This window comes from Actinospineispora spinosispora DSM 44797 (assembly GCF_000429025.1).
Taxonomy (GTDB): Bacteria; Actinomycetota; Actinomycetes; order Mycobacteriales; family Pseudonocardiaceae; genus Pseudonocardia; species Pseudonocardia spinosispora.
On sequence record NZ_KE386835.1, the window covers coordinates 426,965 to 452,103 of the forward strand.

General features: G+C 69.1%; 22 protein-coding genes and 3 tRNA genes. 11 read left to right on the forward strand and 14 right to left on the reverse strand.

What is annotated here, in order from left to right; translation table 11 throughout:
* Positions 1 to 73: 73 nt before the first annotated feature.
* Positions 74 to 946, reverse strand: coding sequence for a helix-turn-helix transcriptional regulator (locus tag G406_RS0135655; protein WP_425414670.1), 873 nt, complete (start codon positions 944 to 946; stop codon positions 74 to 76).
* Between the two features lie 293 nt (positions 947 to 1,239).
* Here G406_RS0135655 and G406_RS0135660 point away from each other — a divergent pair, with 293 nt between their 5' ends.
* Positions 1,240 to 2,661, forward strand: coding sequence for an MFS transporter (locus tag G406_RS0135660; RefSeq protein WP_051343187.1), 1,422 nt, complete (start codon positions 1,240 to 1,242; stop codon positions 2,659 to 2,661).
* A 57-nt stretch (positions 2,662 to 2,718) separates the two neighbouring features.
* Here G406_RS0135660 and G406_RS0135665 read toward each other — a convergent pair.
* The 4 genes from G406_RS0135665 to G406_RS51985 form a co-directional block, all read right to left on the reverse strand.
* Positions 2,719 to 2,792, reverse strand: a tRNA-Met gene (locus G406_RS0135665).
* A 127-nt stretch (positions 2,793 to 2,919) separates the two neighbouring features.
* Positions 2,920 to 2,993 (reverse strand) — tRNA-Met (locus tag G406_RS0135670).
* A 129-nt stretch (positions 2,994 to 3,122) separates the two neighbouring features.
* A tRNA-Met gene (locus G406_RS0135675) sits at positions 3,123 to 3,199 on the reverse strand.
* A 59-nt stretch (positions 3,200 to 3,258) separates the two neighbouring features.
* Positions 3,259 to 6,228 (reverse strand): UPF0182 family protein, encoded by a 2,970-nt coding sequence (locus G406_RS51985; RefSeq protein WP_051343188.1) that lies wholly within the window; start codon positions 6,226 to 6,228, stop codon positions 3,259 to 3,261.
* 158 nt (positions 6,229 to 6,386) lie between these two features.
* On the opposite strand from G406_RS51985, the gene G406_RS0135685 reads away from it, so the two are divergent.
* Positions 6,387 to 6,953 (forward strand): PPA1309 family protein, encoded by a 567-nt coding sequence (locus tag G406_RS0135685; RefSeq protein WP_156935329.1) that lies wholly within the window; start codon positions 6,387 to 6,389, stop codon positions 6,951 to 6,953.
* Positions 6,954 to 6,963: 10 nt separating this feature from the next.
* Here G406_RS0135685 and G406_RS0135690 read toward each other — a convergent pair whose 3' ends face one another.
* Positions 6,964 to 7,503 carry a DUF1990 domain-containing protein gene (locus G406_RS0135690; RefSeq protein WP_245607331.1) on the reverse strand — a complete coding sequence of 180 codons (540 nt, stop codon included), beginning with the start codon at positions 7,501 to 7,503 and terminating at the stop codon, positions 6,964 to 6,966.
* Positions 7,504 to 7,525: 22 nt separating this feature from the next.
* Positions 7,526 to 8,560, reverse strand: coding sequence for a YlbL family protein (locus G406_RS0135695; protein ID WP_245607332.1), 1,035 nt, complete (start codon positions 8,558 to 8,560; stop codon positions 7,526 to 7,528).
* A gap of 60 nt (positions 8,561 to 8,620) precedes the next feature.
* Here G406_RS0135695 and G406_RS51990 point away from each other — a divergent pair, with 60 nt between their 5' ends.
* From G406_RS51990 to G406_RS0135710, 3 genes are all read left to right on the forward strand, one after another.
* Positions 8,621 to 10,090, forward strand: a complete 1,470-nt coding sequence (locus tag G406_RS51990; RefSeq protein ID WP_037080258.1) for a zinc-dependent metalloprotease — start codon at positions 8,621 to 8,623, stop codon at positions 10,088 to 10,090.
* Positions 10,091 to 10,238: 148 nt separating this feature from the next.
* On the forward strand, positions 10,239 to 11,324 hold the full coding sequence (locus tag G406_RS54885) for a TOMM precursor leader peptide-binding protein (RefSeq protein ID WP_051343133.1): 1,086 nt from the start codon (positions 10,239 to 10,241) through the stop codon (positions 11,322 to 11,324).
* A gap of 12 nt (positions 11,325 to 11,336) precedes the next feature.
* Positions 11,337 to 12,650: an ABC1 kinase family protein gene (locus G406_RS0135710; protein WP_028937538.1), complete on the forward strand. Its 1,314-nt coding sequence runs from the start codon at positions 11,337 to 11,339 to the stop codon at positions 12,648 to 12,650.
* 628 nt (positions 12,651 to 13,278) lie between these two features.
* Here the strand turns inward: G406_RS0135710 and G406_RS57500 are convergent.
* The 5 genes from G406_RS57500 to G406_RS0135735 form a co-directional block, all read right to left on the reverse strand.
* Positions 13,279 to 13,512 carry a hypothetical protein gene (locus G406_RS57500; protein WP_051343134.1) on the reverse strand — a complete coding sequence of 78 codons (234 nt, stop codon included), beginning with the start codon at positions 13,510 to 13,512 and terminating at the stop codon, positions 13,279 to 13,281.
* Positions 13,513 to 13,541: 29 nt separating this feature from the next.
* Entirely contained in the window at positions 13,542 to 13,934 is a 393-nt protein-coding gene (locus tag G406_RS59200) for a WhiB family transcriptional regulator (protein WP_028937539.1), read from the reverse strand.
* A gap of 137 nt (positions 13,935 to 14,071) precedes the next feature.
* Positions 14,072 to 14,305, reverse strand: coding sequence for a hypothetical protein (locus G406_RS0135725; protein ID WP_028937540.1), 234 nt, complete (start codon positions 14,303 to 14,305; stop codon positions 14,072 to 14,074).
* Positions 14,306 to 14,442: 137 nt separating this feature from the next.
* Positions 14,443 to 16,521 carry an ATP-dependent DNA helicase UvrD2 gene (locus G406_RS0135730; protein WP_051343135.1) on the reverse strand — a complete coding sequence of 693 codons (2,079 nt, stop codon included), beginning with the start codon at positions 16,519 to 16,521 and terminating at the stop codon, positions 14,443 to 14,445.
* A gap of 115 nt (positions 16,522 to 16,636) precedes the next feature.
* On the reverse strand, positions 16,637 to 17,422 hold the full coding sequence (locus G406_RS0135735; RefSeq protein ID WP_051343136.1) for a helix-turn-helix transcriptional regulator: 786 nt from the start codon (positions 17,420 to 17,422) through the stop codon (positions 16,637 to 16,639).
* Between the two features lie 68 nt (positions 17,423 to 17,490).
* Here G406_RS0135735 and G406_RS0135740 point away from each other — a divergent pair, with 68 nt between their 5' ends.
* Entirely contained in the window at positions 17,491 to 17,919 is a 429-nt protein-coding gene (locus G406_RS0135740) for a DUF2000 domain-containing protein (protein WP_028937543.1), read from the forward strand.
* Between the two features lie 4 nt (positions 17,920 to 17,923).
* Here the strand turns inward: G406_RS0135740 and G406_RS0135745 are convergent, their stop codons facing one another.
* Positions 17,924 to 19,780 (reverse strand): multicopper oxidase family protein, encoded by a 1,857-nt coding sequence (locus tag G406_RS0135745; protein WP_245607333.1) that lies wholly within the window; start codon positions 19,778 to 19,780, stop codon positions 17,924 to 17,926.
* A gap of 32 nt (positions 19,781 to 19,812) precedes the next feature.
* Positions 19,813 to 20,736 carry a LysR family transcriptional regulator gene (locus G406_RS0135750; protein WP_028937545.1) on the reverse strand — a complete coding sequence of 308 codons (924 nt, stop codon included), beginning with the start codon at positions 20,734 to 20,736 and terminating at the stop codon, positions 19,813 to 19,815.
* 81 nt (positions 20,737 to 20,817) lie between these two features.
* Between G406_RS0135750 and G406_RS0135755 the strand changes: the two genes are divergently transcribed.
* The 5 genes from G406_RS0135755 (at position 20,818) to trpD (ending at position 25,092) form a co-directional block, all read left to right on the forward strand.
* A complete protein-coding gene (locus G406_RS0135755; protein WP_156935331.1) occupies positions 20,818 to 21,732 on the forward strand; it encodes a serine/threonine dehydratase in 915 nt (304 codons plus the stop codon).
* Between the two features lie 63 nt (positions 21,733 to 21,795).
* The gene (locus G406_RS0135760) at positions 21,796 to 22,044 is read left to right on the forward strand and encodes a mycoredoxin (RefSeq protein WP_028937547.1); all 249 of its coding nucleotides are present in this window, start codon (positions 21,796 to 21,798) and stop codon (positions 22,042 to 22,044) included.
* Between the two features lie 34 nt (positions 22,045 to 22,078).
* Entirely contained in the window at positions 22,079 to 23,020 is a 942-nt protein-coding gene (dapD, locus tag G406_RS0135765; RefSeq protein WP_028937548.1) for a 2,3,4,5-tetrahydropyridine-2,6-dicarboxylate N-succinyltransferase, read from the forward strand.
* A gap of 29 nt (positions 23,021 to 23,049) precedes the next feature.
* Complete coding sequence (locus tag G406_RS0135770) at positions 23,050 to 24,024, forward strand: CHAD domain-containing protein (RefSeq protein ID WP_084216627.1); 975 nt, start codon at positions 23,050 to 23,052, stop codon at positions 24,022 to 24,024.
* A gap of 3 nt (positions 24,025 to 24,027) precedes the next feature.
* Positions 24,028 to 25,092: an anthranilate phosphoribosyltransferase gene (gene trpD, locus G406_RS0135775; RefSeq protein ID WP_028937550.1), complete on the forward strand. Its 1,065-nt coding sequence runs from the start codon at positions 24,028 to 24,030 to the stop codon at positions 25,090 to 25,092.
* The last annotated feature ends 47 nt before the right edge of the window (positions 25,093 to 25,139 follow it).

Here is a 25,139-nt window from a genome sequence, read left to right on the forward strand (position 1 = left end):
CCACTTCGCAGAAGTTCATGTCGCGTCGCAAATGCTGCAGTGTCTGCGACGCGACACGTAGCTCTGCGAGGTCTCACTCGGGGAATGCGCATGCCTCCAACGCCGAGGCCGTCGCGGTGTCGGCCGGGGTGTACGTGGTCAGACGAAGCTGCGAACGCTGTCCCAGCCAGAGATGGGTGAAGTCGAAACTGAGCAGCCCGGCGTCCCGGTGCCGGAACTGCTTGGCGTGGTTGCGCATCGGCTGCACCTCGTGTTGGGTCCACAGCACCTCGAACTCGCTGGACGCCTCGCGCAGCCGTTTGACCAGTGCCTTCCAGCTCGGCTCGGCGACGTGTTCGGTCATCTGGGCCCGGAACTCCGCGACGGCGACCGGCATGCGCTGCTCCCAGTTGTGCAGCCGGGCACGCCACGCCGGGTTCGTGAAGCACTGCAGCAACGAGTTGCGCTCGGAGAACGGCAGGTCGTCGATCTCCATCAGCCAGTTGTAGGAGCGGTTGTACGCCAGGATGTCGGTGCGCGCGTTCTGCACCACGGCGGGCATCGGCGCGAGCTTCGCCAGAATGGCGTGGATCGCCGGGGACACGGCAGCGCATTCCTGGTAGGCGGCGGGCTCGGGTGCTCCGGCCAGCGCGAACAGGTGGCTGCATTCGTACGGGTCCAGCCGCAGTGTGCCGGCGATCGCCCTGAGCACCTGTTCCGACGCCCTGATGTCACGCCCCTGCTCGAGCCAGGTGTACCAGGTGACCCCGACACCGGCGAGCTGCGCGACCTCCTCACGGCGCAGCCCCGGGGTGCGCCGTCGACCGGCGAGCGGCAGCCCCACTTCCTCCGGGCTGATCCGTTCGCGTCTGCTGCGCAGGAATCCCGCGAGCTCGGCACGCCGGATCGCGCCGGGCCCGCGCACGTCCGGTCCATTCACCCGAGGGCTCACCACCGCGCTGTCCACGTCCTCCACTGTCACACCACCTCCCCCCGATAACCAGGTACCACCTGATACCTGGCACCGCACACCCTCGGGGCCGACTTCGCACACCCCAGCGTGCACTTCGCACAGGTCGGGACGTGTGTGAAGTGCACGCTGGGTGCGCGGCGTCACCGCGCAGCGGTCCGCGCGGACCGCGCAGCGGTCCGCGCGCCGGAAGCCAGGTATCACCGGATACCTGGATAAAGCGCACCTGGTACCCGTGTCGGATCAGTCGGAACGTAGTAGTCGTGACGATTCCAACCACGCGTCCCGCACTGCACATCGGGTCGGGCGATCCCACGACCTCAGCCACTTCGCTCACCGGCCCGGGGTTGTTCACCCTGCTGCTCGGCGCCGCACTCGCGCCGATCGATCTGTTCATCGTCAACGTCGCGCTGCCCACGATCCAGGCCGATGTGCGGGCATCCCCTGCGACCCTGGAATGGGTCGTCGCCGGGTACGGCATCGGGTTCGCGCTGCTGCTGGTGATCGGTGGCCGGCTCGGCGACGCGTTCGGCAGGCGCCGGCTGTTCACGGTCGGGCTGGCCGCGTTCACCGTGACCTCGCTCGCCTGCGGTCTGGCCCCGAACGCGCTCGTCCTGGTGCTCGCCAGGGCGGCACAGGGTGCGGCGGCCGCGTTGTTGGTGCCCCAGGTGTTGTCGATCATCCAGGCGACCACCCACGGCGAACGACGGGCCAGGACGCTCGGGTACTACGGCGCGACCGGAGGCCTGTCGATGGTCATCGGCCAGCTGCTCGGCGGTGTCCTGGTCTCGGCGGACGTGGCCGGCCTGGGGTGGCGGCCGATCTTCCTGGTGAACGTGCCGATCGGGTTGGTCGCGATGGTGCTGGCCCAGCGGACCCTGCCGGAGACCCGCGCGAGCGACCCGATCGGCGTGGACCTGCTCGGCACCGGGCTGTTCGGCGTCTCGCTGCTGACCCTGCTGGTGCCGCTGATGGAGGGCCAGGGACTCGGTTGGCCCGTCTGGTGCTGGGTCCTGCTCTCGGCGTCGCCGTTCGTGTTCGCGCTGTTCGTCGCGGTCGAGCTCCGGGTGGAGCGCAGGGGCCGGGTGCCGCTGCTGCCGCCCTCGGTGCTGCGCGTCCCGACGATGCGGCGCGGGCTGGTCATCGCGCTGCCGTTCTTCGCCGGCTTCGGCGGCTTCATGTTCGTCTACGCGCTGGTACTGCAGAACGGGCTGCACCTGGGACCGCTGCGCTCCGGGCTGGCGCTCACCCCGCTCGCGGTGGCGTTCCTGGCCGCGACGTTGGTCACCAGCCGGTTGGTGCACCGCTACGGCCGCCGGGTGCTGGTCGCGGGTGCTCTGCTGCTGGTCGTGTCGCTCGTGATCCTGGCCGGGACCGCGCTGGTCGGCTGGCCAGGACTCGGTGTGCTGGAGCTGATGCCCGGCACGGTGCTGTTCGGGGTCGGGCAGGGGCTGATCGCACCGACGCTGTTCCGGCTGGTCCTGTCGCAGGTTCCGGCCGGGAGCGCGGGCGTGGGCAGCGGGATGCTGACCACCACCCAGCAGACGGCTCTGGCTCTCGGGGTGGCGTTGCTCGGGAGCCTGTTCGTCGGGCTCAGTGCTCCGGACGCACTCGGGTTTCAGCACGCTCTGCTCGTCGTGAGCGGCGTGCAGGCGTTGGTCGCCGCGGCGCTGGCCGTCCTGGTGCTCGGTCTGCCGGACCCGCGCGGCTGACCACTCGCGCACAGCAAAATGGCCCCCGGCGTGATGCCGGGGGCCATTTTGCTGTAGTAGCGGGGACAGGATTCGAACCTGTGACCTCTGGGTTATGAGCCCAGCGAGCTACCGAGCTGCTCCACCCCGCGATGCGATTACTAGTTTACACACCGACCAACGGGCCGTGCACGGGCCCCCACGAGCAGGTGTCGCGAGCAAATCCCGACACAGCAAATCGGCCCCCGGCGAGTTATCGCCAGGGGCCGATTCGGGTAGTAGCGGGGACAGGATTCGAACCTGTGACCTCTGGGTTATGAGCCCAGCGAGCTACCGAGCTGCTCCACCCCGCGTTGCAATTACCAGCCTACACACCGACCAATGGTCGACATCGACCACCCCCGCTATGCGTCGGTCGTGATCGATATTTCCGCATAACGCAAATCGGCCCCCGGCGAGTTATCGCCAGGGGCCGATTCGAGTGGTAGCGGGGACAGGATTCGAACCTGTGACCTCTGGGTTATGAGCCCAGCGAGCTACCGAGCTGCTCCACCCCGCGTTGCAATTACCAGCCTACACACCGGCAATCGGGCAACGCGGGGTGGGTCACCTGTCCGATCAGCTCCCCGGGACCGGCGCCGGAGCAGCCGGCGCGGCCGGGGCGGGCTGCGCGGGTGCGGGCTGACCGGCGGCCGGAGCGGCCGGCTGGCTCGAGCTGGCCTGGTTGAACTCCTTGACCGCCTTGTCCAGGTCCGACAGCGCCGTGCCCTGACCCTGGAAGTCACCGGACTGCTGAGCGGCGCGCAGCTTGCTCAGCGCGTTGTTGATGTCCGAGACCGCCGCCTGCATCCCCGCGGACGCCGCCCCGCCGGTCCCACCGATCACCGGCGAACTACCCGGGTTCGGCTTCGGCGCCGACGCGGTGGCTCCCGCGCCGAACACCTCGTCGAGCGCGGCACTCACCGTCGGCTGGAAGCCGATGCGATCGCCGTACGCGATCAGCACCCGGGCCAGCTGCGGATAGGACGTCTCCGCCTGCCCCGCTCTCTCGATGTAGATCGGCTCGAAGTACAACAGACCGCCACCGGTGATCGGCAAGGTCAGCAGGTTGCCGTACGAGGTCTGCGTCTGCCCCTGTTTCAGCAGGTTGATCGCGGTACTGACGGTCGGCGACGAGACCAGCTGCTGCTGGACCTGCTGCGGGCCTCTCGTCTGTGTGTCAGCCGGCAGCTGCAGCACGGTGATCTTGCCGTAGGACGCCGGATCGGAGCTCACCGAGATGTAGGACGCCAAGATCTGTCTCCGCAGACCGACCATCGCGCTGGTCAGCTGGAAACTGGCGCCTTCCTGACCCGGCAAACCCGCCAGCACGTAGTACGGCGGCTGTGGCTCCGCCGTGTTCGGCGACGGACTCGCCTCGGTCGGGTCGTTCGGGACGTCCCAGAACGAGGTCGTGGTGAAGAACTCACCCGGGTCCGCCACGTGGTACTTGGCGAGCAGCTGACGCTGCACCTTGAACTGGTCCTCCGGGTACCGGAAGTGGTCCCGCAGGTCCTTGCTGATCTCCGACGCCGGCTTCACCGTGCCCGGGAACACCTTCTCCCACGTCTTGAGCACCGGGTCCTTCTCGTCGAAGGCGTACAGCGTCACGGTGCCGTCGTAGGCGTCCACGGTGGCCTTGACCGAGTTGCGCAGGTAGCTGACCGTGCGGTCGGGCTGGCGCCGGACCCCGGGCAGCGTGTCCTGGGTCGCGTCCCCGAGCGAGGTCTGCTCCGCGTACGGATAGTCGTCCAGCGTGGTGTAGCCGTCGACGATCCACTGGATCTTGCCGTCCACCACAGCCGGGTACGGGTCCCCGTCCAGGGTGAGCCACGGTGCGACCTGCTCGACCCGCTTGCTCGGATCACGGACGAACAGAATCTTCGAGTCCTCGTTGATCGAGCCGTTGAACAGAATGTTCCGCTCGCCGTAGGACAACGAGAACACCAACCGGTTGAACAGGCTGCCGATCGACACGCCGCCCTTACCGGTATAGGTGGAAGCGCTGGTGTCGGAATCGTATTCACGCGGCGGAACACCCTGCGGTGAGCCGACGATGGAATAGTTGTTGCCCATCAGCTCGCCGTAGTAGATGCGAGGCTGATCGGCCTTGATCGGGCCGATGGTGCCGCTCGTGTCGGTCACCATGAAGTCCGGATAACCGCCCTGGCCGCCGCCCTCGTCGAGCGGCGAGTTCACCTTGTTCGCGGGAGCGGCGACGAAACCGTTTCCGTGGGTGTAGACCATGTGCTGGTTGATCCAGTCGGTCTGGTTACCGGCGAGCTGACTCGGATTCAGCTCGCGCGCGCCCACGATGTAGTCCTGGGTCTGACCGTTGAACGAGTAACGGTCGATGTCCAGCTTCTCCGGGAATCCGTAGAAGTTCTTGCGCTGCTGCAGCTGCGTGAAGGTCTTGGACAGCAGGCTCGGGTCCAGCACCCGCAGGTTCGGGATCGTGTCGGAGTCCTGCCGGACCTCGGCGGGCGGTTTGGTCGAGATGCCCGTGTAGGGCTCGTACTTGACCTGCTCGCCCGGGATCAGCCCGTAGGCCTGCTGGGTCGCCGTGATGTTGCGCTGGATCGGCAGTGCCTCACGCACGTTCGCGTTCGGCTTGACCACGAACTGCTCGAGCACGGCCGGCCATGCGGCGCCGACCAGCACGCTCGACAGCACCAGCAGCGCGATCGAGATCGAGGGGAGCTGCAGGTTGTGGCGGAACACGGCGGCGAAGAACGCGGCGGCACAGATCAACGAGATGAACAACAAGATGATCTTCGCGGGGAGCACGGCGTTCAGGTCCGTGTAGCTGGCACCCGCGAACACCCGTCCGTCGCCGGAGGGGTGGAGCAGCAGGCCGTAGCGGTCGAACCAGTACGCGACCGCCTTGAGCAGCACGAAGATCCCGGCGAGCACCGCGAGCTGGGCCCGCGCGGCCACCGCGACCTGGCCGGCCCGGCCGGTCAGCCGGATACCACCGAAGATGTAGTGGGTGATGAGAGCCAGCACGAAGCACAGCGCCACCGCGACGAACAGCAGGTTCAGCGCCCAGCGGTAGAACGGCAGCTGGAACGCGTAGAAACTGACGTCGGCACCGAACACCGGGTCGGCGACACCGAACGAGGTGCTGTGCAGGAAGGTCTGCGTGGTCTGCCAGTCACCCTGAGCCGCGAGGCCGGCGATGATCGCGATGACCAGCGGAACGCCGATCGCGAAGACCCGCAGGCGTTGGATGATGACGGTTCGGTATCGGGCGACCGGGTCCTCCGGACCACTGACCGGAACGAACACCGGCCGGGATCGGAATGCCACCGCGAGCGTCGCCGCTGTCAATCCCGCAAACACAGCGGCCACTACGACGAACTGCGCGATCCGGGTGAGCACGATGGTGCTCAGCACCTCTCGATAACCCACCTCCCCGAACCACAGCCAATAGACGTAGAAGTCGAGCAGTCGCGAGCCGGCGAGAAGCGCTACCAGCACCACCCCGCCGACGATGAGCAGCAATCGAGTTCGCCGGGACAGCGCGGGAGCCCCAGTCGGGGGCGACATCGCCACAACGCACGCTCCAGAGTTTCGGTTGTCCTGCTGTGCCGCGCAGCCGTGTTGGCGCCAATCGCCTCGCGTTGGGCACGGATCACATGTCAGTTGTCCTCCCAACTCTAGAGATGGTCGTTTCAGTTCCCGAGGCGGATGGGAGGATGTCGCCAATGGAAATCGGTGAGAACACCCCGTCTGATTGGTCCGCGTGGCTCCCGGCGGCCACGCGCGAGGTCGAGGACTTCCTCTCCGAGGCCGGCTGGGACCAGCCCACTCAGCTGTTTGCCCTGGTACCCACGATTGAGCTGGTCGCGGCCGAGCCCGACCTCGCCGAGCGTCTACCCGCCGCGGAGGGGTTGACCCCGATCGCCCAGGAACCGCTCACCGACGACGATCTCGCCGAGACACTGGCCGGAATTTTTTGGCCCGATGAGGTGATCGGCTGCGCGCTCGCGCAGGAGATCGTCGTACTCCCGCCCGAGGCGGAGGCGGAGCTGGACAAGGCGGTCGCCGACGTGGACGCCGACGAGCTGAACCAGGTCGCCGTCCGGGTCGCCCAGCAACATCCCGACCGCCGCGACGCCCGCCTGGTGGTCGGCGTGCTGCGCTCGGGTCAGTACTGCTGCCTGCTGCGCCTGAAGGGCACCGGCGACACTCCGGACGAGCTGGTGGAGCACCCCGACCTGGCCCCCAACATGGTCAACGCGCTACTCAGGACCCTGGACATCGACGCCTGAACACGGGTGGCTACTCGAAGGCGCGCAGGTAGTCGTTGGTGACCTTGCGCTGGACCAGGCGGGCCACCGGGGAGCCGAGGCGGGAGTACCAGGTCGCCGGGCGGGAGAAGGCCCGCACCACCGCCCACACATCACCCTGCTGGTCGCGCTCGACGAGGAAGGCCTCCTCGCCGGACTCGGGGTGACCGGGAAGGGTCCCGTAGCCGAAGCCGGTCCGGTCCGACTCGTCGACCGTGTAGATGATCCGGCACGGGGCGACGATCTTGATCGGACCGAGCCCGGTGACGACCAGGACGGTGTGTTCGGGCTTGGGCGGGATGTCGGCGGGGAAGACGGTCAGGCCGGCGCGGCGCTGCATGCCCCAGGTGAACACCGTGGTGCGCGCATCGTGGAAGACCTCGTCCCCGTGCCCGACACGCACCCGCCGCTCGACGTGGTGGTAGCCGTCCGGCAGGACTGCCCGGCGGGTGCCCTCCAGGTCGGGATAGGTCACCTGGGCCGCCTCCGCGCGCCGGAGGTGCCGGGCCAGTCGTTCCGTCGTCGCACCCACAGGAGGCACAGTATCGGTCGCGTCAGCAGCCCGGTACCGGCTTGCCCGCCTTCAACGCCTCGAGGCCGTTGACCGCGTCGGTCAGCGTGGCCACCTTGATCAGCTGCATGCCGTCCGGCACGGCGCTCTTCGCCTCGGCGCAGTTGTTGGCGGGCACCAGGAAGACCGTCGCGCCCGCCTCCTTCGCGCCGATCATCTTGAACGGGATGCCGTTGATCTCGCCGACCGCGCCCGACTCGTCGATCGTGCCGGTGCCGGCGACGAACTTGCCGCCGGTCAGGTCGTCCGGTGTCATCTTGTCGATGATCGCCAGCGTGAACATCAAGCCTGCTGACGGGCCGCCGACGTCATCGAGCGCGACGTTGATCTGGTACGGGGCGAGCGGTTCGGCCTGCGGGACGATGCCGAAGAAGCCCTGCGGCCGCTCCGGTGGCGAGCCGGGGCGCAGGCCGACGGTCACCGTGCCGTTCGCGGGAGGTGCCGCGCCACGCTGGTAGGTGATCGGGACCTGGTCACCGGGCCGCGTCTTGGCCAGGATCTCCCTGACCTGACCAGCCGACGTGACGGTCTGGCCGTTGACCGTGATCAGCCGGTCCCCGGTCTTCAGCACCGTGCCGGCGGGCGCGTCGGTCGTCAGCTCGCTGACCGTCACCTTGACCGGCTCCTTCAGGAACTTGAGCGCGGCGGCCTGCGCGAGGTTCTCCGAGCTGGAGAACTGCTCGTTGTTCGACTGGGTCACCTGCGCCTCGGTCAGCCCCGGCGGATAGATGAGCGCCCTCGGGATGACCTGATGCTGGCTGGACAGCCAGAACTGGACGGCGTTCACCGCGGTCAGACCGTCGGTGACGGTCACCGTGGTCATGTTGAGGTGCCCGGTGGTCGGATAGGACTGCCTGCCGTTCAGCGAGACGACGGACTTGCCGTCGACCTGACCCAGCGTGTCGATGCTCGGCCCGGGGCCCATGGCCACCAACGGCACCGGCACCGTCACACCGATGACGCAGACCACCAGTAACAGAACCAGGCCGACCATCATGGTTAACGTGCGACGACTCACCGGTTTAGCCTACGGCTGATCTCCTGAGGTTTCGTCGGCACCGCCGCGTACGGTGGTGGTATGAGCGACACGCCGTTCGGATTCGGCCCGGCGGACCGGGATAAGGACCGAGACAAGGATCGGGACCGCAAGGACCGAGAATCGGGCAGCGGCGGCTCTTCTGAAGGGCCGGCCGACCCGTTCGGTTTCGGCATGGGCGGGATCCCCGGCATGCCGGGCGGGTTCCCCATGCCCGGGATGCCGGGCGGCCCGGGAGGCGGGAACTTCGACATGGGCCAGCTCGGCCAGATGTTCAGCCAGCTCGGGCAGATGCTGAGCCAGGCGGGCACGTCGAGCGGCCCGGTCAACTACGACCTGGCCAAGCAGATCGCGGTGCAGCAGCTCACCTCGTCCTCGCGCCCGACCGCCGAGCAGCGCAAGGCCGTCGAGGACGCGTTCTCGCTCGCCGAGCTGTGGCTCGACCCGGTCACGGCGTTCCCCACCGGCACCCGCACGGTCACCGTGTGGTCGCCGAAGGACTGGGTCGAGGCCAGCATGCCGATCTGGCAGAAGCTGTGCGACCCGGTGGCCCAGCGGGTCTCCGGCGCGTGGCTCGAAGGGCTCCCGGACGAGGCCAAGCAGGCGGCGGGACCGATGCTGGCGATGCTCGGTCAGATGGGCGGCCTGACGTTCGGCAGCCAGCTCGGCGCCGGTCTCGCCCAGCTCGGCACCGAGATGCTCAGCTCGACCGACGTGGGCATCCCACTCGGCCCGACCGGCACGGCCGCGCTGCTGCCCGCCGCTGTGGAGGCGTTCACCACCGGCCTCGACCGGCCGTCCAGCGAGGTGATGGTCTTCCTGGCCGCGCGCGAGGCCGCGCACCTGCGGCTCTTCGCGCACGCACCCTGGTTGACCGCCCGGGTGGTCAGCGCGGTCGAGGAGTACGCGCGGGGCATCAAGGTCGACACCTCGCGCATCGAGGAGATCGCCAGGCAGATCGACCCGAACGACCCGCAGTCGATCGAGGGCGCGATGCAGTCCGGGTTGTTCGAGCCGCCGAAGACGCAGGAGCAGTTCACCGCGCTCGGCAAGCTCGAAGCGCTGCTCGCGCTGATCGAAGGCTGGGTGGACGTCGTGGTCAGCGACGCGCTGGGCGATCGGCTGCCCGGTGCGGAGGCATTGCGCGAGACGCTGCGCCGCCGTCGCGCCTCGGGCGGGCCGGCCGAACAGACCTTCGCCACGCTGGTCGGGCTGGAGCTGCGTCCGCGTCAGCTGCAGTCCGCGGCGCACCTGTGGCGGCGGATCACCGAGGAGCGCGGCCAGGAGAGGCGCGACGAGATCTGGTCGCACTGGGACTTCCTGCCCACCGAAGAGGATCTGGACAGCCCCGAGGACTACCTCGCCAGCACGCTGATCAGCGACGACACCGACCCGATCGCCGAGATCGCCCGTGCCGAGGCCGCCGAGAAGGCCGCCGGCAAGCAGACCCCCAGCGAGGACAAGCTCGCCGAGCCCGAGTCGAAGGACGAGGACCCGCCGGCCGAGAAGTAACCTCCGCCGACACCGCGCACCTCCCCGTCACGCCGCGCACTGTGCACATGGCGCAGTGTGGCAGCGAGGTGCGCGGTGTGCGTTCGCTAGTGCACACGGCTTCGGCGGAACGGACGTGGGGCAGGAGCGTCGCTGGGACCATCGGCGGATGGCAACTGACGCCGGGACGGTGCTGCCGAGTTCGGTAGTCCTTCGGCCGCACCATCCGCTGCTGCAGCGGGCCTCCGACGCCGTGCAGTTCGGCCTGGGACAGCACCAGGGCGTCGAGGCGGCCGGGCTGAGCCCCGAGCTGCTGCGGTTCGTGCGATCGCTGACACCGGGCGAACCCGTGACACCGTTCGACCTGGTCCAGCGCGCGGTCGCGGACGGCTGCACGCCCGAGGAGTCACTGGTGCTGCTCCAGGAGCTGTTCCGGCAAGGTGCGCTGCTCGACGCGGACCTGGCGCGGCGGCTGGTCATCGCACGCCGCGCCGCCCGCGTGGTGGTCGAAGGGTCGGGTCCGCTGTTCGCGCCGGTGGCCGTCGGGCTCGCCGTCGATGGGGTGGGCACACTCGAGCTGCGCACACGCGGTGCTGTGTCGGTCGAGGACCTGGGCACGCTCTCGATCTCGGAGCTGGGCCTCCCGCGCGGCGAGGCGACGGCCGAGGCGATCGGCAGGGTCGCGCCGCGCACGGTCGTGCACACCGAGCCGTCGCCGACCCGGCCCGACCTGGTCGTGTTCACCGACCTCCTGCGGCCCCGCCCGGCGCGGCACCAGGATCTGCTCGCCGACGGGGTCACCCAGCTGGTCGTCCGGGCGTCCGACGGGCTCGGGCTCGTCGGGCCGCTGGTCCTGCCGGGCCGGACCGCGTGCCTGCGCTGCCTGGACCTGCAGCACTCCGCCCGGGACGCCGCCTGGCCGTCGGTGGCGGCGACGCTGGTCGACCGGTCGGGCTCGGGCAGCCCCGCGACCATAGCCGCGACGGCGGCGCTGGCGGTCGAACAGGCACTGCTCGCACTGGACTCGACGGTGTCCGCGAGCGAGCCCCCACCGGTTCTCGACGCCGTCCTCGAGCTCGACATGCGGCGCGGAGACATCCGCCGGCGCGCGTGGGAGCCCCATCCGCGCTGCGGGTGCGGCGCAGGTCACACGAAAGGGGACAGCGACGGTTCGACCAGCGATGGGGGGCGACTTCTCGGCGAAGACCAACCCGTCGGGACACCCGCAACGTGCGTGACCGCGGCTGAGAGGTAGACAATCATGGGCGTGAGCGAGATCCCCCGTAGCGGTGTGCAACGCACCGCCAAGCTGGCCAGCCTGCCACTCGGAGCCGCCGGACGCGCGGCAGCCGGATGGGGCCGGCGCTTGATCGGCGGAGACGGCGAGCAAATCTCCGCCACGATGTCCGCCCGCAGCGCCGAGCAGTTGTTCACCGTGCTCGGCGAGCTCAAGGGCGGCGCGATGAAGTTCGGCCAGGCGCTGAGCATCTTCGAGGCGGCGGTACCCGACGAACTGGCCGGGCCCTACCGCGAGGCACTGACCAAGCTGCAGAGCTCGGCCCCGCCGATGCCGGCCACCGACGTCCACCGGGTCCTGTCCGAGCAGCTCGGCCGGGGCTGGCGCGAGCGGTTCGCCGACTTCGACGACGAGCCCGCCGCGTCCGCGAGCATCGGACAGGTCCACCGCGCGGTGTGGCACGACGGCCGCGATGTCGCGGTCAAGGTCCAGTACCCGGGCGCGGACGAGGCGCTGCTGGCCGATCTGCGCCAGCTGGGACGGTTCAGCCGGCTGCTGCAGCCGCTCGTACCCGGGATGGAGATCAAGCCGCTGATCGCGGAGCTGCGCGACCGGATGGCGGAGGAGCTCGACTACCGCGACGAGGCCGACAACCAGCGCGCGTTCGCCAAGGCGTTCGCGGACGACCCGGAGATCCGGGTGCCCAGGGTCATCGCGTCCGCGCCGAAGACCGTGGTCAGCGAATGGATCACCGGTACCCCGCTGTCCGTGATCATCCGTGACGGTGACCAGGAAACCAGGAACTCGGCGGGCCGGTTGCTGTCGGAGTTCCACTACGCGTCGCCGCCCCGCGCGGGTCTGCTGCACGCCGACCCGCACCCCGGCAACTTCCAGCTCATGCCGGACGGCAGGCTCGCGGTCATCGACTTCGGTGCGGTCGCCCGGCTGCCCGAAGGCTCGCCGATCGTGCTGCAGCGGATGACCAGGATGGCGCTGCGCGGCGAGTCGACCGAGCTGATGGAACTGCTGCGCACCGAAGGTTTCGTCCGCGAGGGCATGCGCCTGGACCCCGATGACGTGCTCGCCTACCTGGCTCCGTTCGCGGAGCCACTGCTGACCGACAGCTTCAAGTTCAGCCGGGGCTGGCTGCAGGGCCAGGCCGAACGTGTCGGTGACCTGCGCAGCCCCGACTTCAAGACCGGCCGTGCACTGAACCTGCCGCCGCAGCACCTACTGGTCCACCGGGTCACGTTCGGCACGCTGGCAGTCATGTGCCAGCTCGGCGCGGAAGTCCCGCTGCGCGGCATCGTCGGCCGCTGGCAGCCGACCATCACTGAATCCTAGGCCTGTACTCGCGCGCCATCGTTCCCGGAAGGCCCTTCGGGCCGACCGGGAACGATCCAGGCGGCTCGCCTAACGGCTCGCTGCCTGGGGTTTTTCCTCGCGGACCCCCTTCGGGGGCCCACTCGGAAAAATGTCGCCTTCGGCGACGCGCGCGCTTCGTGCCCCGGCCTGGGAGCCGCCACTCATGCACTACCCGCCTTCGGCGGAACCCCTCCGGGCACCTGCGCGGGGCCACCATGCACCGTGCCTCGCCACATTCCCGGTGCAAGCTGGGGGCTGCGGGCGTGATGCGCAACCCACGACGCACACCCGCGCAGGCAACGAGGAGCCGTGAGTGTTTTGGGCTGCCAGGGCAGCCCAAAACACTCACGGGTCCTTAACCAGCTGCGGATGTACCTGCATCTGTAAAGCCGGCTCCGCGAGTCTCCGAAGGAGTTCCGGCGAAGGCCGGGCAGTGAATGTCCGCAACCACCCACCCAGCTGCCAGGGCTGCACTTGGGGTTCCCCCAAGCGCGCGCCCGGGCGAGCCCTCGAGCCTTCTTTTCTGGGAGCACCCCAGCGAGCGTTTACGCGAGCCGGGGTGGTCACAGAAAAATACCGCGCGCGAAACAGGCCAAAGCAATCCAGCCTAACGAGACAGCCGCTCGGCACGCTGGGTTGCGTACCGGGCCAGCCACGTCCACCGGCGCACCGCGACCAGATTCCTTGCCATCCGGTCGCGGCGGGCTGTCTCCTCGGCCTCGCGCATTCGCACTCTGGCCAGGGCTTCGTACAGCAACATCTCACGGACTCCCGTCGGCTTGCCGGTCGTGCAGACCTGGCTCTGTACCTCTGACTGCATGACGAAATCGGTTGTCTTCATCGGAGAACTCCTTTCCTGGCCGCTGTGCTCTACAGCGGCGCGCCGGCTGCCGCCAGCGCCCTGTCCCGTGCCAGCGCGGCCTTGCTCGGCCGGCCCCGTGGCCTCTTCCGAGCGATGACACTGCCCCGCTGGATGATCTCGCCACCCCAGACACCCCAGGGCTCGCCCCTGCTCAGGGCACCGTCCAGGCACTCGACCTTGAACGGGCACCCCGCGCACAGGCTCTTGGCCCGCTCGAGCTCGGCCGGGGTGTCGGCGAACCACAGGTCCGCGTCCTCGGCTTCCCTACAGGGCAGTGACAGATCGACGCCGGGTGCGGCGTCCAGCAATCCACCCAGGCCGGCGACGGGGTCTCCGTCAGTTGCCGACGGCTGGTTCTCTCTCAGCGCTCCGCCGTCCAACGGAACGTTCCGCACTAGCACGACGACTCCTCCTTCTGCGTTGTGCGGTGAAACTTCGGGGAAACTTGTGTTCTTGTGACCTGGCAAAACAAAAAGGCCGCGGTCCCAGTACGGGTCCGCGGCCTTCGGTTGAACCGAGGTAGAGCGCCTTGAGCAGGTCAAGGGCATCGCTCCGGAGCGGACACGTATGGCGGCTTCTCAGCCTTGATGTGGGTCAACTGGCGCGGGTCGGCAGCCGCGGACATGCGCGGGTTGCGCAGCTTCGGCAGTGCCGCGAACAGACCGGTGGCGCTGAAAGCCGCGCCGCTCACACCGGTGCCGTTGCCGGGACCGCTGACGGAGGGACCTTCGATGACCGGGAGCCTGTAGGCGCCGTGCAGGAGATTCGTCATCACTGCGGCTACCCCCTCCCGAATCACGTCGACGCCCAGAGGGCGTCGGGAACTGTCGAGATCGACCTTAGAAGTACCTGTGTCGTGCAAGCAACCGAGTTTCGGGCTTTCTGGGGAAAAAGTTCTCCCGGACGCCCTCAGACGTCGTCCGAGACCACCAGCGAGAGCACATCCGGGCCGTAGCGCTCCAGTTTCGCGGCGCCGATTCCGGGGATCGAGACGAGCCCCGCGTTGTCGCACGGGCGGTGTTCGGCGATCGCGGTGAGGGTCGCGTCGGTGAACACCACATAGAGCGGGACCTGCTGTTTCTTGGCCGCTGCGCTGCGCCAGCTCTTGAGCCGGTCGAGCAGGTCGATGTCCACATCGGACGGACAGTCCGGGCACCGGCGCAGACTCAACGCCTCAGCGCCGGAGAGTGATGTACCACACACTCGGCATCTCGGCTTGGCGCCGCCCTTTCCGGACGCGACGCGCGCGGTGGGGTGGCCTTCAGGGATCAGCCCGTAGAGGAACCGGCTGCGCCGCCGACGGCGTCCACCGTTCGACCGGGCGAGCGCCCAGGACATCGACAGGTGCCGGCGCGCTCTGGTCACCCCGACGTAGAGCAGCCTGCGCTCCTCCTCGATCTTGGCCTCGTCGCCGTCGGCGTGCTGGATCGGCAGCGTGCCGTCGGCGAGGCCGACGAGGAACACGGCGTCCCACTCCAGCCCCTTCGCCGCGTGCAGCGACGCCAGGGTGACGCCCTGCACGGTCGGCGGGTGCGAGGCGTCCGCTCTGCTGGTCAGCTCGGCGGAGAACCGCCCGAGGTCGGTCTCCGGGTGGACCTGCGCCATCTCCTCGGCGAGCCCGACCAGGCCGCGCAGCGACTCCCAGCGCTGGCGCCCCGCGGTACCCGCCGCTGGCTCATCGGTCAGGCCGAGCGGCACGAGCACCGCGCGGACCTGGTCTCGCAGGGTCACCGCGTCCGGCGGCAGCTGCTCAGGGGACTGGGCCGCCGAACGCAGCGCGAGCATGGCCTGCCGCACCTCGGGTCGCGCGAAGAAGCGCTCGCCCCCGCGCACCTGGAACGGCACACCCACCTCGTCGAGTGCGCGTTCGTACACCTCGGACTGGGCGTTCACCCGGAACAGCACCGCGATCTCGCTGGCCGGGATGCCGTCGGTGATCATCCGTTTGATCTTCGCGGCGACGGCGGCGGCCTCGGCGCTCTCGTCGTCGTACTCGGCGAACGTCGGCTCGGGTCCCGAGGGCTGCTGGCCGATCAGCCGCAGCCGCGTGCCCGCGGCCTGGCCGCGCGCGGCGGCGATGACCGTGTTCGCCGCGGAGACCACCTGCGGCGTCGAACGGTAGTCGCGCTGCAACCGGACGACGGTCGCCTCCGGGAACCGGCGGGCGAAGTCGAGCAGATAGCGCGGGGTGGCGCCGGCGAACGTGTAGATCGTCTGGTTCGCGTCACCCACGACGGTCAGGTCGTCGCGCTCGCCGAGCCACGCGTCGAGCAGACGCTGCTGCAGCGGGGTGACGTCCTGGTACTCGTCGACCACGAAGCAGCGGTACCGCTCGTGGAACTCCCGCGCCACGTCCTCGCGGGCCTCCAGCACCGCTGCGGTCTGCAGCAGCAGGTCGTCGAAGTCGAGCAGTTGCTGGCTGGTCTTGAGCGCCTCGTAGCCGGCGAACACCTTGGCCACCAGCGTGGCGTCCGTCGGAACGTCCCTGCGGACCCTGGCGACCTCGGCCGGGTAGCGCTCCGGGGTGATCAGGCTGGCCTTCGCCCACTCGATCTCACCCGCCAGGTCTCGCAGCGACTCGGAGTTGGTGTCCGCGCCGACCCGGTGCGCCGCCTGTCCGACGACCCGCAGCTTGCCCTCGATGAGCTGCCACGGGTCCTGGCTGATCACCCGGGGCCAGAAGTAGCGCAGCTGGCGCAGCGCGGCGGCGTGGAACGTGCGGGCCTGGACACCGCCGACACCGAGTGCCCTCAGCCGGGTGCGCAGCTCACCGGCGGCGCGTGCGGTGAAGGTGACCGCAAGCACCTGACCTGGCGCGACGTGTCCGTCGTCGACGAGGTGCGCGATGCGCCGGGTGATGGTCCTGGTCTTGCCGGTCCCCGCTCCGGCGAGCACGCACACCGGCCCGCGCGGCGCATTCACGGCGGCCTGCTGCTCGTCGTCCAGTTCCGGCGTGTGCTGGGACAGGGACACAACGGAGGCCGACATGCCCCCATCCTCTCAAGCCCTCCCCCGAACCACCGACCACCCGCCACCCGGGCGCGCCCCGGACGGCACGAATGTGGCTTTAGGGACGCTCAACGTCCCTAAAGCCACATTCGTGTCATCGGGGGGAGCGGGTGGCGAACAGGGCCGGGGTCGTGCCGAGCATCGACTTGAAGTGGCGGGTCAGGTGGGCCTGGTCGTAGAAACCCGACGCCGTGGCGACCTCGACGGGGCGTCTTCCGTCCAGCAGGAGTCTGCGCGCGAGGTCGATCCGTCTGCCGGTCAGGTAGCGGTGCGGCGGGACTCCGTGCGCCTTCGTGAACGCTCTGACCAGGTGAGTGGGATGGCTGTGCAGCGCGGCGGCGGCCTCGTCGAGCGTCAGGCCGGTCGTGACCCGTTCGTCGAGGAGCTGCCTCAGCCGCTCGGCGAGCCCGGGGTCGCGGTGCGGCGGCCGCCAGTCGGGAACCTGGCCGCGCAGCTGCTGACCGAGCCGTTCGCGGATCAACGCCAGCCTGGCCTGCGCCTGGAAGTCCTCCCCCGGCTGGGCCAGCACCAGGTGCAGCTGGTGGATGCGCTGCCGCAGCACCGGATCGCTCCAGCCCGGCCGGTCGACGGCACGACCGATCAGGTGCTCGCCGAGCACGTCCGACTCCAGGTACAGCACGCGCTTGCGGAACCCGGCAGGTGTCGCGGCCCGTCCGTCGTGCACCACGTGCGGCGGCAGGAGGGTCACCAGCGAGGTCAGCGCCCCGTGCTCGTGGCGATCGAGGTCGTAGCGGACCGCACCGTCGTCGATGATCAGCAGCGACCAGGCGTCGTGGGTGTGCAGCGGGTAGGCGTGGTCGATGAAACGGGCGTGGAACACCTCCGCGACACCCGGCACGTCCGGACGCCACGCGCTCACCCGCTCCGCTCCGTCTACAAGCAAAGAACGTACAAGACCGGGCGCTCCTCGCGGAGCATCGTGAGGGCATGACCGACGAACAACCCATCCGCTTCGATACGAAGATCGCCGTCCTGCTGCGCGACGACCTGGCGACCTGGCAGCGCCTGAACGTGACCGCGTTCCTGGTCAGCGGCATCGCGGCGAAGAACCCCGAGCTGATCGGCGAGCCGTACGAGGACGCGGACAACACCCTCTACCTGCCGATGTTCCGTCAGCCCGTGCTCGTGTTCGAGGGCGGCAAAGAGACGCTGACCTCGGCACACGGCCGGTGGTTGCAGCGTGGCTACCTGATGTCGGTGTTCACCTCGGACCTGTTCAGCACCGGTAACGACCGCGACAACCGGGCGGCCGTGCGCGCGGTGCCGACGGACCAGCTCGACCTGGTCGGCATCGCACTGCACGGCCCCCGCAACGCCGTCGACAAGGCGGTCAAGGGCGCCCGGCTGCACAGCTGAGTGACTACATCATGTGCCCCATCGGATCGAGATCGGTAACCTCGCGCGGCCGCACGACAAACGGTCGCATCATTCCCTCGTCCTCATGGTCGAGAATATGGCAGTGAAACATGAACTCGCCGGTTCCACCTTCGAATTGGCCAGCGACGCTCACCCACTGTCCGGGATTGACGATGATCGTGTCCTTCCACCCCGCTTCGTACTTCTCCAGCGGAACCTCGTTCACCACCGTCACCGGCTTGGTCGTCCGCTCGGCCGCCACATCGAAGTACGACTTAATGGTTCGGCGATGAAGAATCTGGAATTCGGTCAGATGAATGTGGATCGGATGAGTCACGTTTGCGCCGACGTGAACGATGTTCCACACCGCCCACCGGCCATGATCGATACGCACTCCGACCGTGTCGTCGAACATCCTGCCGATCATGCGAAAGGTGCGCACCATCGGTGGTGTCATGTTCGAGTCCTCGACCTGGATGATCCCGGGCCCCTCAGGGACTCGCTCATGCGCCGGCACCTCCGCGAGATCCCACATCTCCGGGTGGCCGATCCTGTTCTCCAGCAGCGCGACCCACACCTCGTCGTGATCGGACGGCAGAGCCGTACCGGAGGCCAATGAGGTGTACGAAGCCGAGATCGTCTCGGGCAGCTCGAAACGGTCGTGCACCTCCTCCTGAGTTACCCGGAACTGCATGAGGTCGGGCTCGACGTCGCCGGCATCCGCGTTCGTGAGCCGCAGAGCCTGCCCTTGGAAACCACTGAAGTCGATCAGCAGATCGAATCGCTCGGCCGGGGCGACCAACAGCCCATCGTCGGACAACGGCACCGGCGCCGGGAGCAGGCCGCCGTCCGTACCGATCAGCCATGCTGCATCCTTCGCTGGCGCGCCGGCGTCGCCGACGAGCCTCAGCCGGTAGATCCGCGAGTTCGATGCGTTGAGCAGGCGGAACCGATACCAGCGTGGCTCTACCTCCAGATAGGGCCAGATGCAGCCGTTGACGAGGTTGAACGGTCCATCGAATGGGATCAGCACCTCTGGATCGCCCGCTGTGATCGGCGGAGCGATCGGAACCTTGAACAGAAGTCGTCCGGTGAGTGCACCGGTCGTCGGATCCGTGTCGAGGTTGCGGTCGCACAGCACCAGCGGGATCTCGTAGTCGCCACTCGGCAGGTCGAGTGCTTCCTCCTCGTCGTCCCGCACCAGGTACATGCCCGCCAGCCCGGCAAGCACGTTGAACCGGGTGACCGCCATCGCATGGTCGTGGTACCAGAGCGCCATCGAACGCTGGTGATTCGGATACTCGACCAGCTGCGAGCTGCCCCGCAAGCCCGCGTTGTGCGCCCAACCGTCGTTGCCGCCATTGGTATGCGCCCCGTGCAGATGGGTCACGGTCCAGCCGGGGAGCTTCGGCAGCGCCTCGATGACCTCGTAACCGGCTTTGTCACGCTCTTGCCCCGGGCGGCTCGTCGGGCCGCTGTCCAGCGGCCCCTTCACTCCGACGAGCGGGACCGTTCCCTCGATGTCGTTGGTCCAGCGCACACGCAGGCGCTCGCCGGATCTCACGTCGATCGTCGGCCCGGGAAATTGCCCCTCGTAAGCCCAGACCGCACTCGACGGCAACTGCGAATGCAATTTCACCTCTTGGCGCACCATCCTGATGACGAGGTCATCCTGATTCCCCCATGAGTGCACTTTGATCGCCTGTGGAATCCGCAGAGGATCACAGAACTTCGTCAGCCCCCACCACGGCGCGGCAAATTCTTCAGCCATGTTCTTCCCCTCGTACCGGTTCGTTCTTCGAACGGATTCGTCGGGGCGCCCGAACGTCAGCAACTGTAGCGAGAGTGACAGCAGTGACATACGTAATATAATAATTTCTCAGAAAGGCGGTCCTACAGCCGTTCGGCGGCCCGGCTCACGTCGTCCGCCGAGGCGCGCAGCAGCGACACGAGCTCCTGGACGAGCGCGGGCGGGCGGCGCCGGTGCACGATGCTGACCTCGCGCACCGGGGTGCGGCCACGCAACCGGTGGATCGAGACGCGCCGGAGATCGACGTCACCCAGCATGCTCGCCGGCACCAGCGCAACACCCAGTCCGGCGCCGACCAGCGCCAACGTCACGTGGTAGTCGGCGGTCTCGTAGGCGACCCTCGGTTCGATCGACAGCGCCCTGGTCAACGTCCGTAGCGCGGTACGGCTGGCCACTCCGACGGCACCGGAGATCCAGCTGTCGGTCTGCAGCCGCGCCAGGTCGATCTCCCCGGCGTCACGCAACCGATGGCCGGCGGGCAGGGCGACCCGCAGCGGATCGCCGAGCAGCAGCGACCGGTCCAGGCCGGGGTGCGGTACCGGCGCCACCCCCGGATAGCGGTGGGTGATCAGTGCGTCGAGGTCGCCCGATGTCACCAGGCCGTATCCGTCCGGCGGTTCGAGGTCCAGCAGCGACAGCTCGGCGCGCGGGTAGCGCTGTTCGAGTGCGGCCAGCGCGGCGGGCACCAGGACCTTGCCCGCTGTGGCGAACGCACCGAGCGCGAGCCGCTGCGGAAGGTCCTCCCTGGCCGCGCGCACGGCGGCGTCGGCAGCGCGCAGCTCGCCGAGCACCCGCTCGCCGTGCTCGACGAGGATCGCGCCGACCGGCGTGGGCCGGACCCCGGTCGCCCGGCGCTCCAGCAACCGGGTGTCGAGCTCCTTCTCCAGCTTGGCGATCTGCTGGGACAGCGCGGACGGGGTGAAGCTCAGCCGCCGGGCCGCCTCCGCGATCGAACCGGCGTGCGCGACCTCGACGAGAACGCGCAGCCTGGCGGCATCCAGCTCCATGCGTCCAGCATTAAGCACTGCTAATGGCTGGTCAAATGTACTCGCTTTTGGTTATTGCTGACGCGGACCATCATGGAGTTCATGACCACTGTCGCTCCGGTACTGACATCAACCGACGTCCACGCCGCAGCCCAGCGAATCGGGCGCTACGCACGACGGACACCTGTGATGCACACCGAGATCGACGGCCGCGCACTCGTGCTCAAGCTCGAGTACCTCCAGCGCAGTGGTTCGTTCAAGCTGCGCGGCGCCCTGAACGGCCTGCTCACCGGCTCGCCCACCGATCACGTGGTGGCCGCGTCCGGTGGCAACCACGGCCTCGGTGTCGCCACCGCGGCCGCGCTGCTGGACATGGCCGCGACGGTCTTCGTCCCCGAGTCGGTGCCCGCGATGAAGGCCCGGTACATCGAGGCGGCCGGCGCCCGGCTGATCCGCCACGGCAGCACCGTCGCCGAAGCCGCCGAGGCCGCCTCGGAGTTCGCCGCCCAGCCCGGGCACCGGTTCGTCCACCCCTACGACGACGCGGCCGTGGTCGCGGGCCAGGGCACCCTGGGCGTCGAGATCGTCGAGGACGCCCCCGAGGTCGACTCGGTCGTGGTCGCGGCAGGTGGCGGTGGGTTGGCCGCCGGCACCGCGCTGGCGATCGGCGACCGCACGACGGTCACGGTCGAGCCCACGAACTGCCGCGCCGTGCACGACGGGCTGGCCGCCGGCACCCCGGTCGACTCCCCGGTCGACTCGATCGCCGCGTCGGCCTTGGGCGCCAGCCGGATCGGTGAGTTGCCGCTGGCCGTTCTGCGCGGCCACGACGTGGAGTCGCTGCTGGTCAGCGACGAGCAGCTGCTGTCGGCGCGGGACCGGCTGTGGGAGGAGCTCCGCATCGCGGTCGAGCCAGCGGCCGCCGCGCCGCTGGCCGCCTGGCTGGCCGGACAGGTCCCGGGCGGGATGCCCTGCCTGGTGATCTGCGGCGCGAACGCGGACTGGAAGGCTCAGTAGCGGCAGGTTGTGGCTCCGCTCGCGTTCGGGAAGCTCCGCGCGGGCTCCGACGTTGGAGGTTGTATGAGCGAACTGACGATGTACTCGACCACCTGGTGCGGCTACTGCCGCAGGCTCAAGCTTCAGCTGGACGAGGCGGGCATCACCTACCGGGAGATCAACATCGAGCGCGACGCCGAGGCCGCCGACTTCGTCGAGAAGGTCAACGGCGGCAACCAGACCGTCCCGACGCTGCTGTACCCGAGCGGACGGACCGCGACCAACCCGTCGTTCGCCGAGGTCAAAGCGGAGTTGGCCAGCTCACAGAGCTGACCGGTCGACCGCGCGCCGACGTCGCTGAGATAGCGTGCCTTCCGTGCATCTCACGGAAGGCGCGCACGGCGCCGGTATCGCCACACTGGCCTCGGACGGCACCGTCCTGGACACCTGGTACCCGAATCCGGAACTGGGCGACGGCCCCGCGCCGGAGCTCCCGGCCGCCCTGCGGGCGCTGCTCGGCCGGGACGAGGCCAGGGACGTCGAGCTGGTCGAGGCACGCACCTCGATCGACTCGCTCGCCCAGCCGCCCGCCGACGCCCAGGACGTCTACCTGCGGCTGCACCTGCTGAGCCACCGCATCGTGCAACCGCACACGGTCAACCTGGACGGCCAGTTCGGCCTGCTCGCCAACGTCGTGTGGACGAACCACGGGCCGTGCGCCGTCGCCGGCTTCGAGCTGGTCAGGGCCGCGTTGCGAGCCCGTGGTCCGGTCACCGTCTACAGCGTCGACAAGTTCCCGAGGATGGTCGACTACGTCGTGCCGTCCGGCGTGCGGATCGCTGACGCCGACCGCGTGCGGCTGGGCGCGCACCTGGCGTCGGGTACGACGGTCATGCACGAGGGCTTCGTCAACTTCAACGCCGGCACCGTCGGCCATTCGATGGTCGAGGGGCGGATCTCCGCCGGGGTCGTGGTCGGTGACGGCTCGGACGTCGGCGGCGGCGCATCGATCATGGGCACGTTGTCCGGCGGCGGCAAAGAGGTCATCTCGGTCGGCGACCGCTGCCTGATCGGCGCAAACGCCGGTGTCGGCATCTCCCTCGGCGACGACTGCGTCGTCGAGGCCGGTCTGTACGTCACCGCCGGCACCAAGATCACTCTTCCGGATGGTTCGGCGGTCAAGGCCTCGGAGTTGTCCGGTGAGTCCGGTCTGCTGTACCTGCGCAACTCGCTGACCGGCGCGGTCGAGGTCCGTCCACGCGCCGGGCAGACCGTCGAGCTCAACGCGACGCTGCACGCCAACGACTGATTCTTCATCCCTCCTACTCTGGAACGGTGATGTCACCGACCCGCATCCCGCCGATCCCGCTGCGCACCTCGCGCCTCGGTCATCGCGCAACGTCGCTGGACGCCCTGCTGCGGCTGCCCGAGCCGCTCACCGCGGCGCCCTCCGACTCCCCCGTGCATCACGTCAGGGTCGCGCTGGACACCCGGCTGCGCGCTCTGCTGTCCCACGACCCCGGGGCCCGCATCGGCGCCGACGTCGAGGACGTGCACCAGATGCGTGTCTCGGTGCGTCGCATGCGTGCCGCGCTGAAGGCCGCGCGTCCGCTGCTGGATGCCGAGTGGTCCGACGGGCTGCGCGCCGAGCTGGGGTGGCTGGGCCGGTCCCTCGGTCCGGTGCGTGACCTGGACGTACTTCTGCCCCGGCTGCGTGGTTTGGCCGCCGATCTGCCCGGCGACGATCCCGCGGCGGCCGAGACGCTGATCGGCGCGTTGGACGAGGAGTACATGCTCGCCCGCCGCGACATGCTCACGGCGCTCAACGCACCCCGCTACACGACGTTGCTGGAGCAGCTCGCGGATGCGATCCGCCTGCCGCTGCCCAGCCGGTCGGCCACCGAGAACCGTCCGGAGCTGGTCGAGTTGGTGCGCGCCGAGTACCGGTCGCTGGCCAAGGCGGTCCGTAAGGCGGGCGAGAACCCGCCGGACGCGGTGCTGCACGCGCTGCGGATCAAGGGCAAGCGGCTGCGCTACACCGGTGAGCTGGCCGAACCGGCGCTCGGCCGTCCGGTGCGCAGGCTGCTGTCGGCGACCGCCGGGCTGCAGGAGGTGCTGGGCGACCACCAGGACGCCTGTGTGGCGCAGGACCGGGTCCGCGACATCGTCGCGCGCTTGCACACCGACATCACCCCCTCGGTCGCACTCGTCGCCGGTCGCATGATCGAACGCGAGTACACGCGCGCGGAGCACCTGCGCACGCTGTGGTGGGACGCCTGGCTGAAGGTCGTGGAGCGGGCCGAAGAGCTCTGAGGAGTGGCTTCCGAGATCAGCTGGCCCCGCGTTCTCGAGACGCTGGCGACCGGCTCGCATCTGTCCATCCAGTGGTCCACCTGGGCGATGGGGCAGATCATCGCGGGTGACGCGACGCCGGCGCAGATCGCGGCGTTCCTGATGGGCCTGCGGGTCAAGGGCGAGACGGTCGACGAGATCGTCGGGTTCCGCGACGCCGTGCTGAGTGCCGCCGAGCGGCTGGACGTACCGTCCTCGGTACTGGACATCGTCGGTACCGGCGGTGACCCGTACGGCGCGGTGCTCAACATCTCCTCGGTCGCCTCGATCGTCGCGGCGGCGACCGGTGTGCCGGTCGTCAAGCACGGCAACCGCAAGGCCAGCTCCTCCTCCGGCGCCTCGGACTTCCTTTCCGCGCTCGGTGTCCGCACCGATCTCAGTGCGGCGCAGGCTGCCGAGGTGTTCCACACCGTCGGCATCACCTTCGCCAACGCCGGGCTGCTGCATCCCGGGTTCCGCCACGTCAGCGGTATTCGCCGGGAGATGGGCGTGTCCACCCTGTTCAACGTGATCGGGCCGCTGTGCAACCCGGCACGTCCGGAGGCGTCGGCCGTGGGTGTTGCCAATGCCGACCGGGCGCCGCTCATCGCCGGTGTGTTCCAGACCCGGGGCGCGACCGCGCTGGTCTTCCGGGGCGACGACGGCATCGACAAGCTCACCACCACGGGACACAGCCACCTGTGGGAGGTCAGCCAGGGCGCGATCAGGGAACACGATCTCGATCCGCGCGACCTCGGTATCGGCCTGGTCCCGATCGAGGCTCTCCTGGGCGAGGGGCCCGAGTACAACGCGGCGGTGGCGCGCACGGTCCTGGACGGCGACAGCGGCGCGGTGCGGGACGTCGTGCTGTTGAACGCGGCGGCCGGGATCGTCGCGGCCGAGCTGTCCGCTGAACCCACCCGGTTCCAGCAGCCGCTCTTGGAGCGCTTCCGGGCGGCGCTCGCGGTCGCGTCCCGAGCGGTGGACAGCGGCGCGGCCCGCGCCACGCTCGAAGCCTGGGCCGCGGCCACGCACACCGCGGCGGGCTGACGCCGGCAGGCGCACTTCGCACACCGTCGTGTCGCGTCGCACATGTC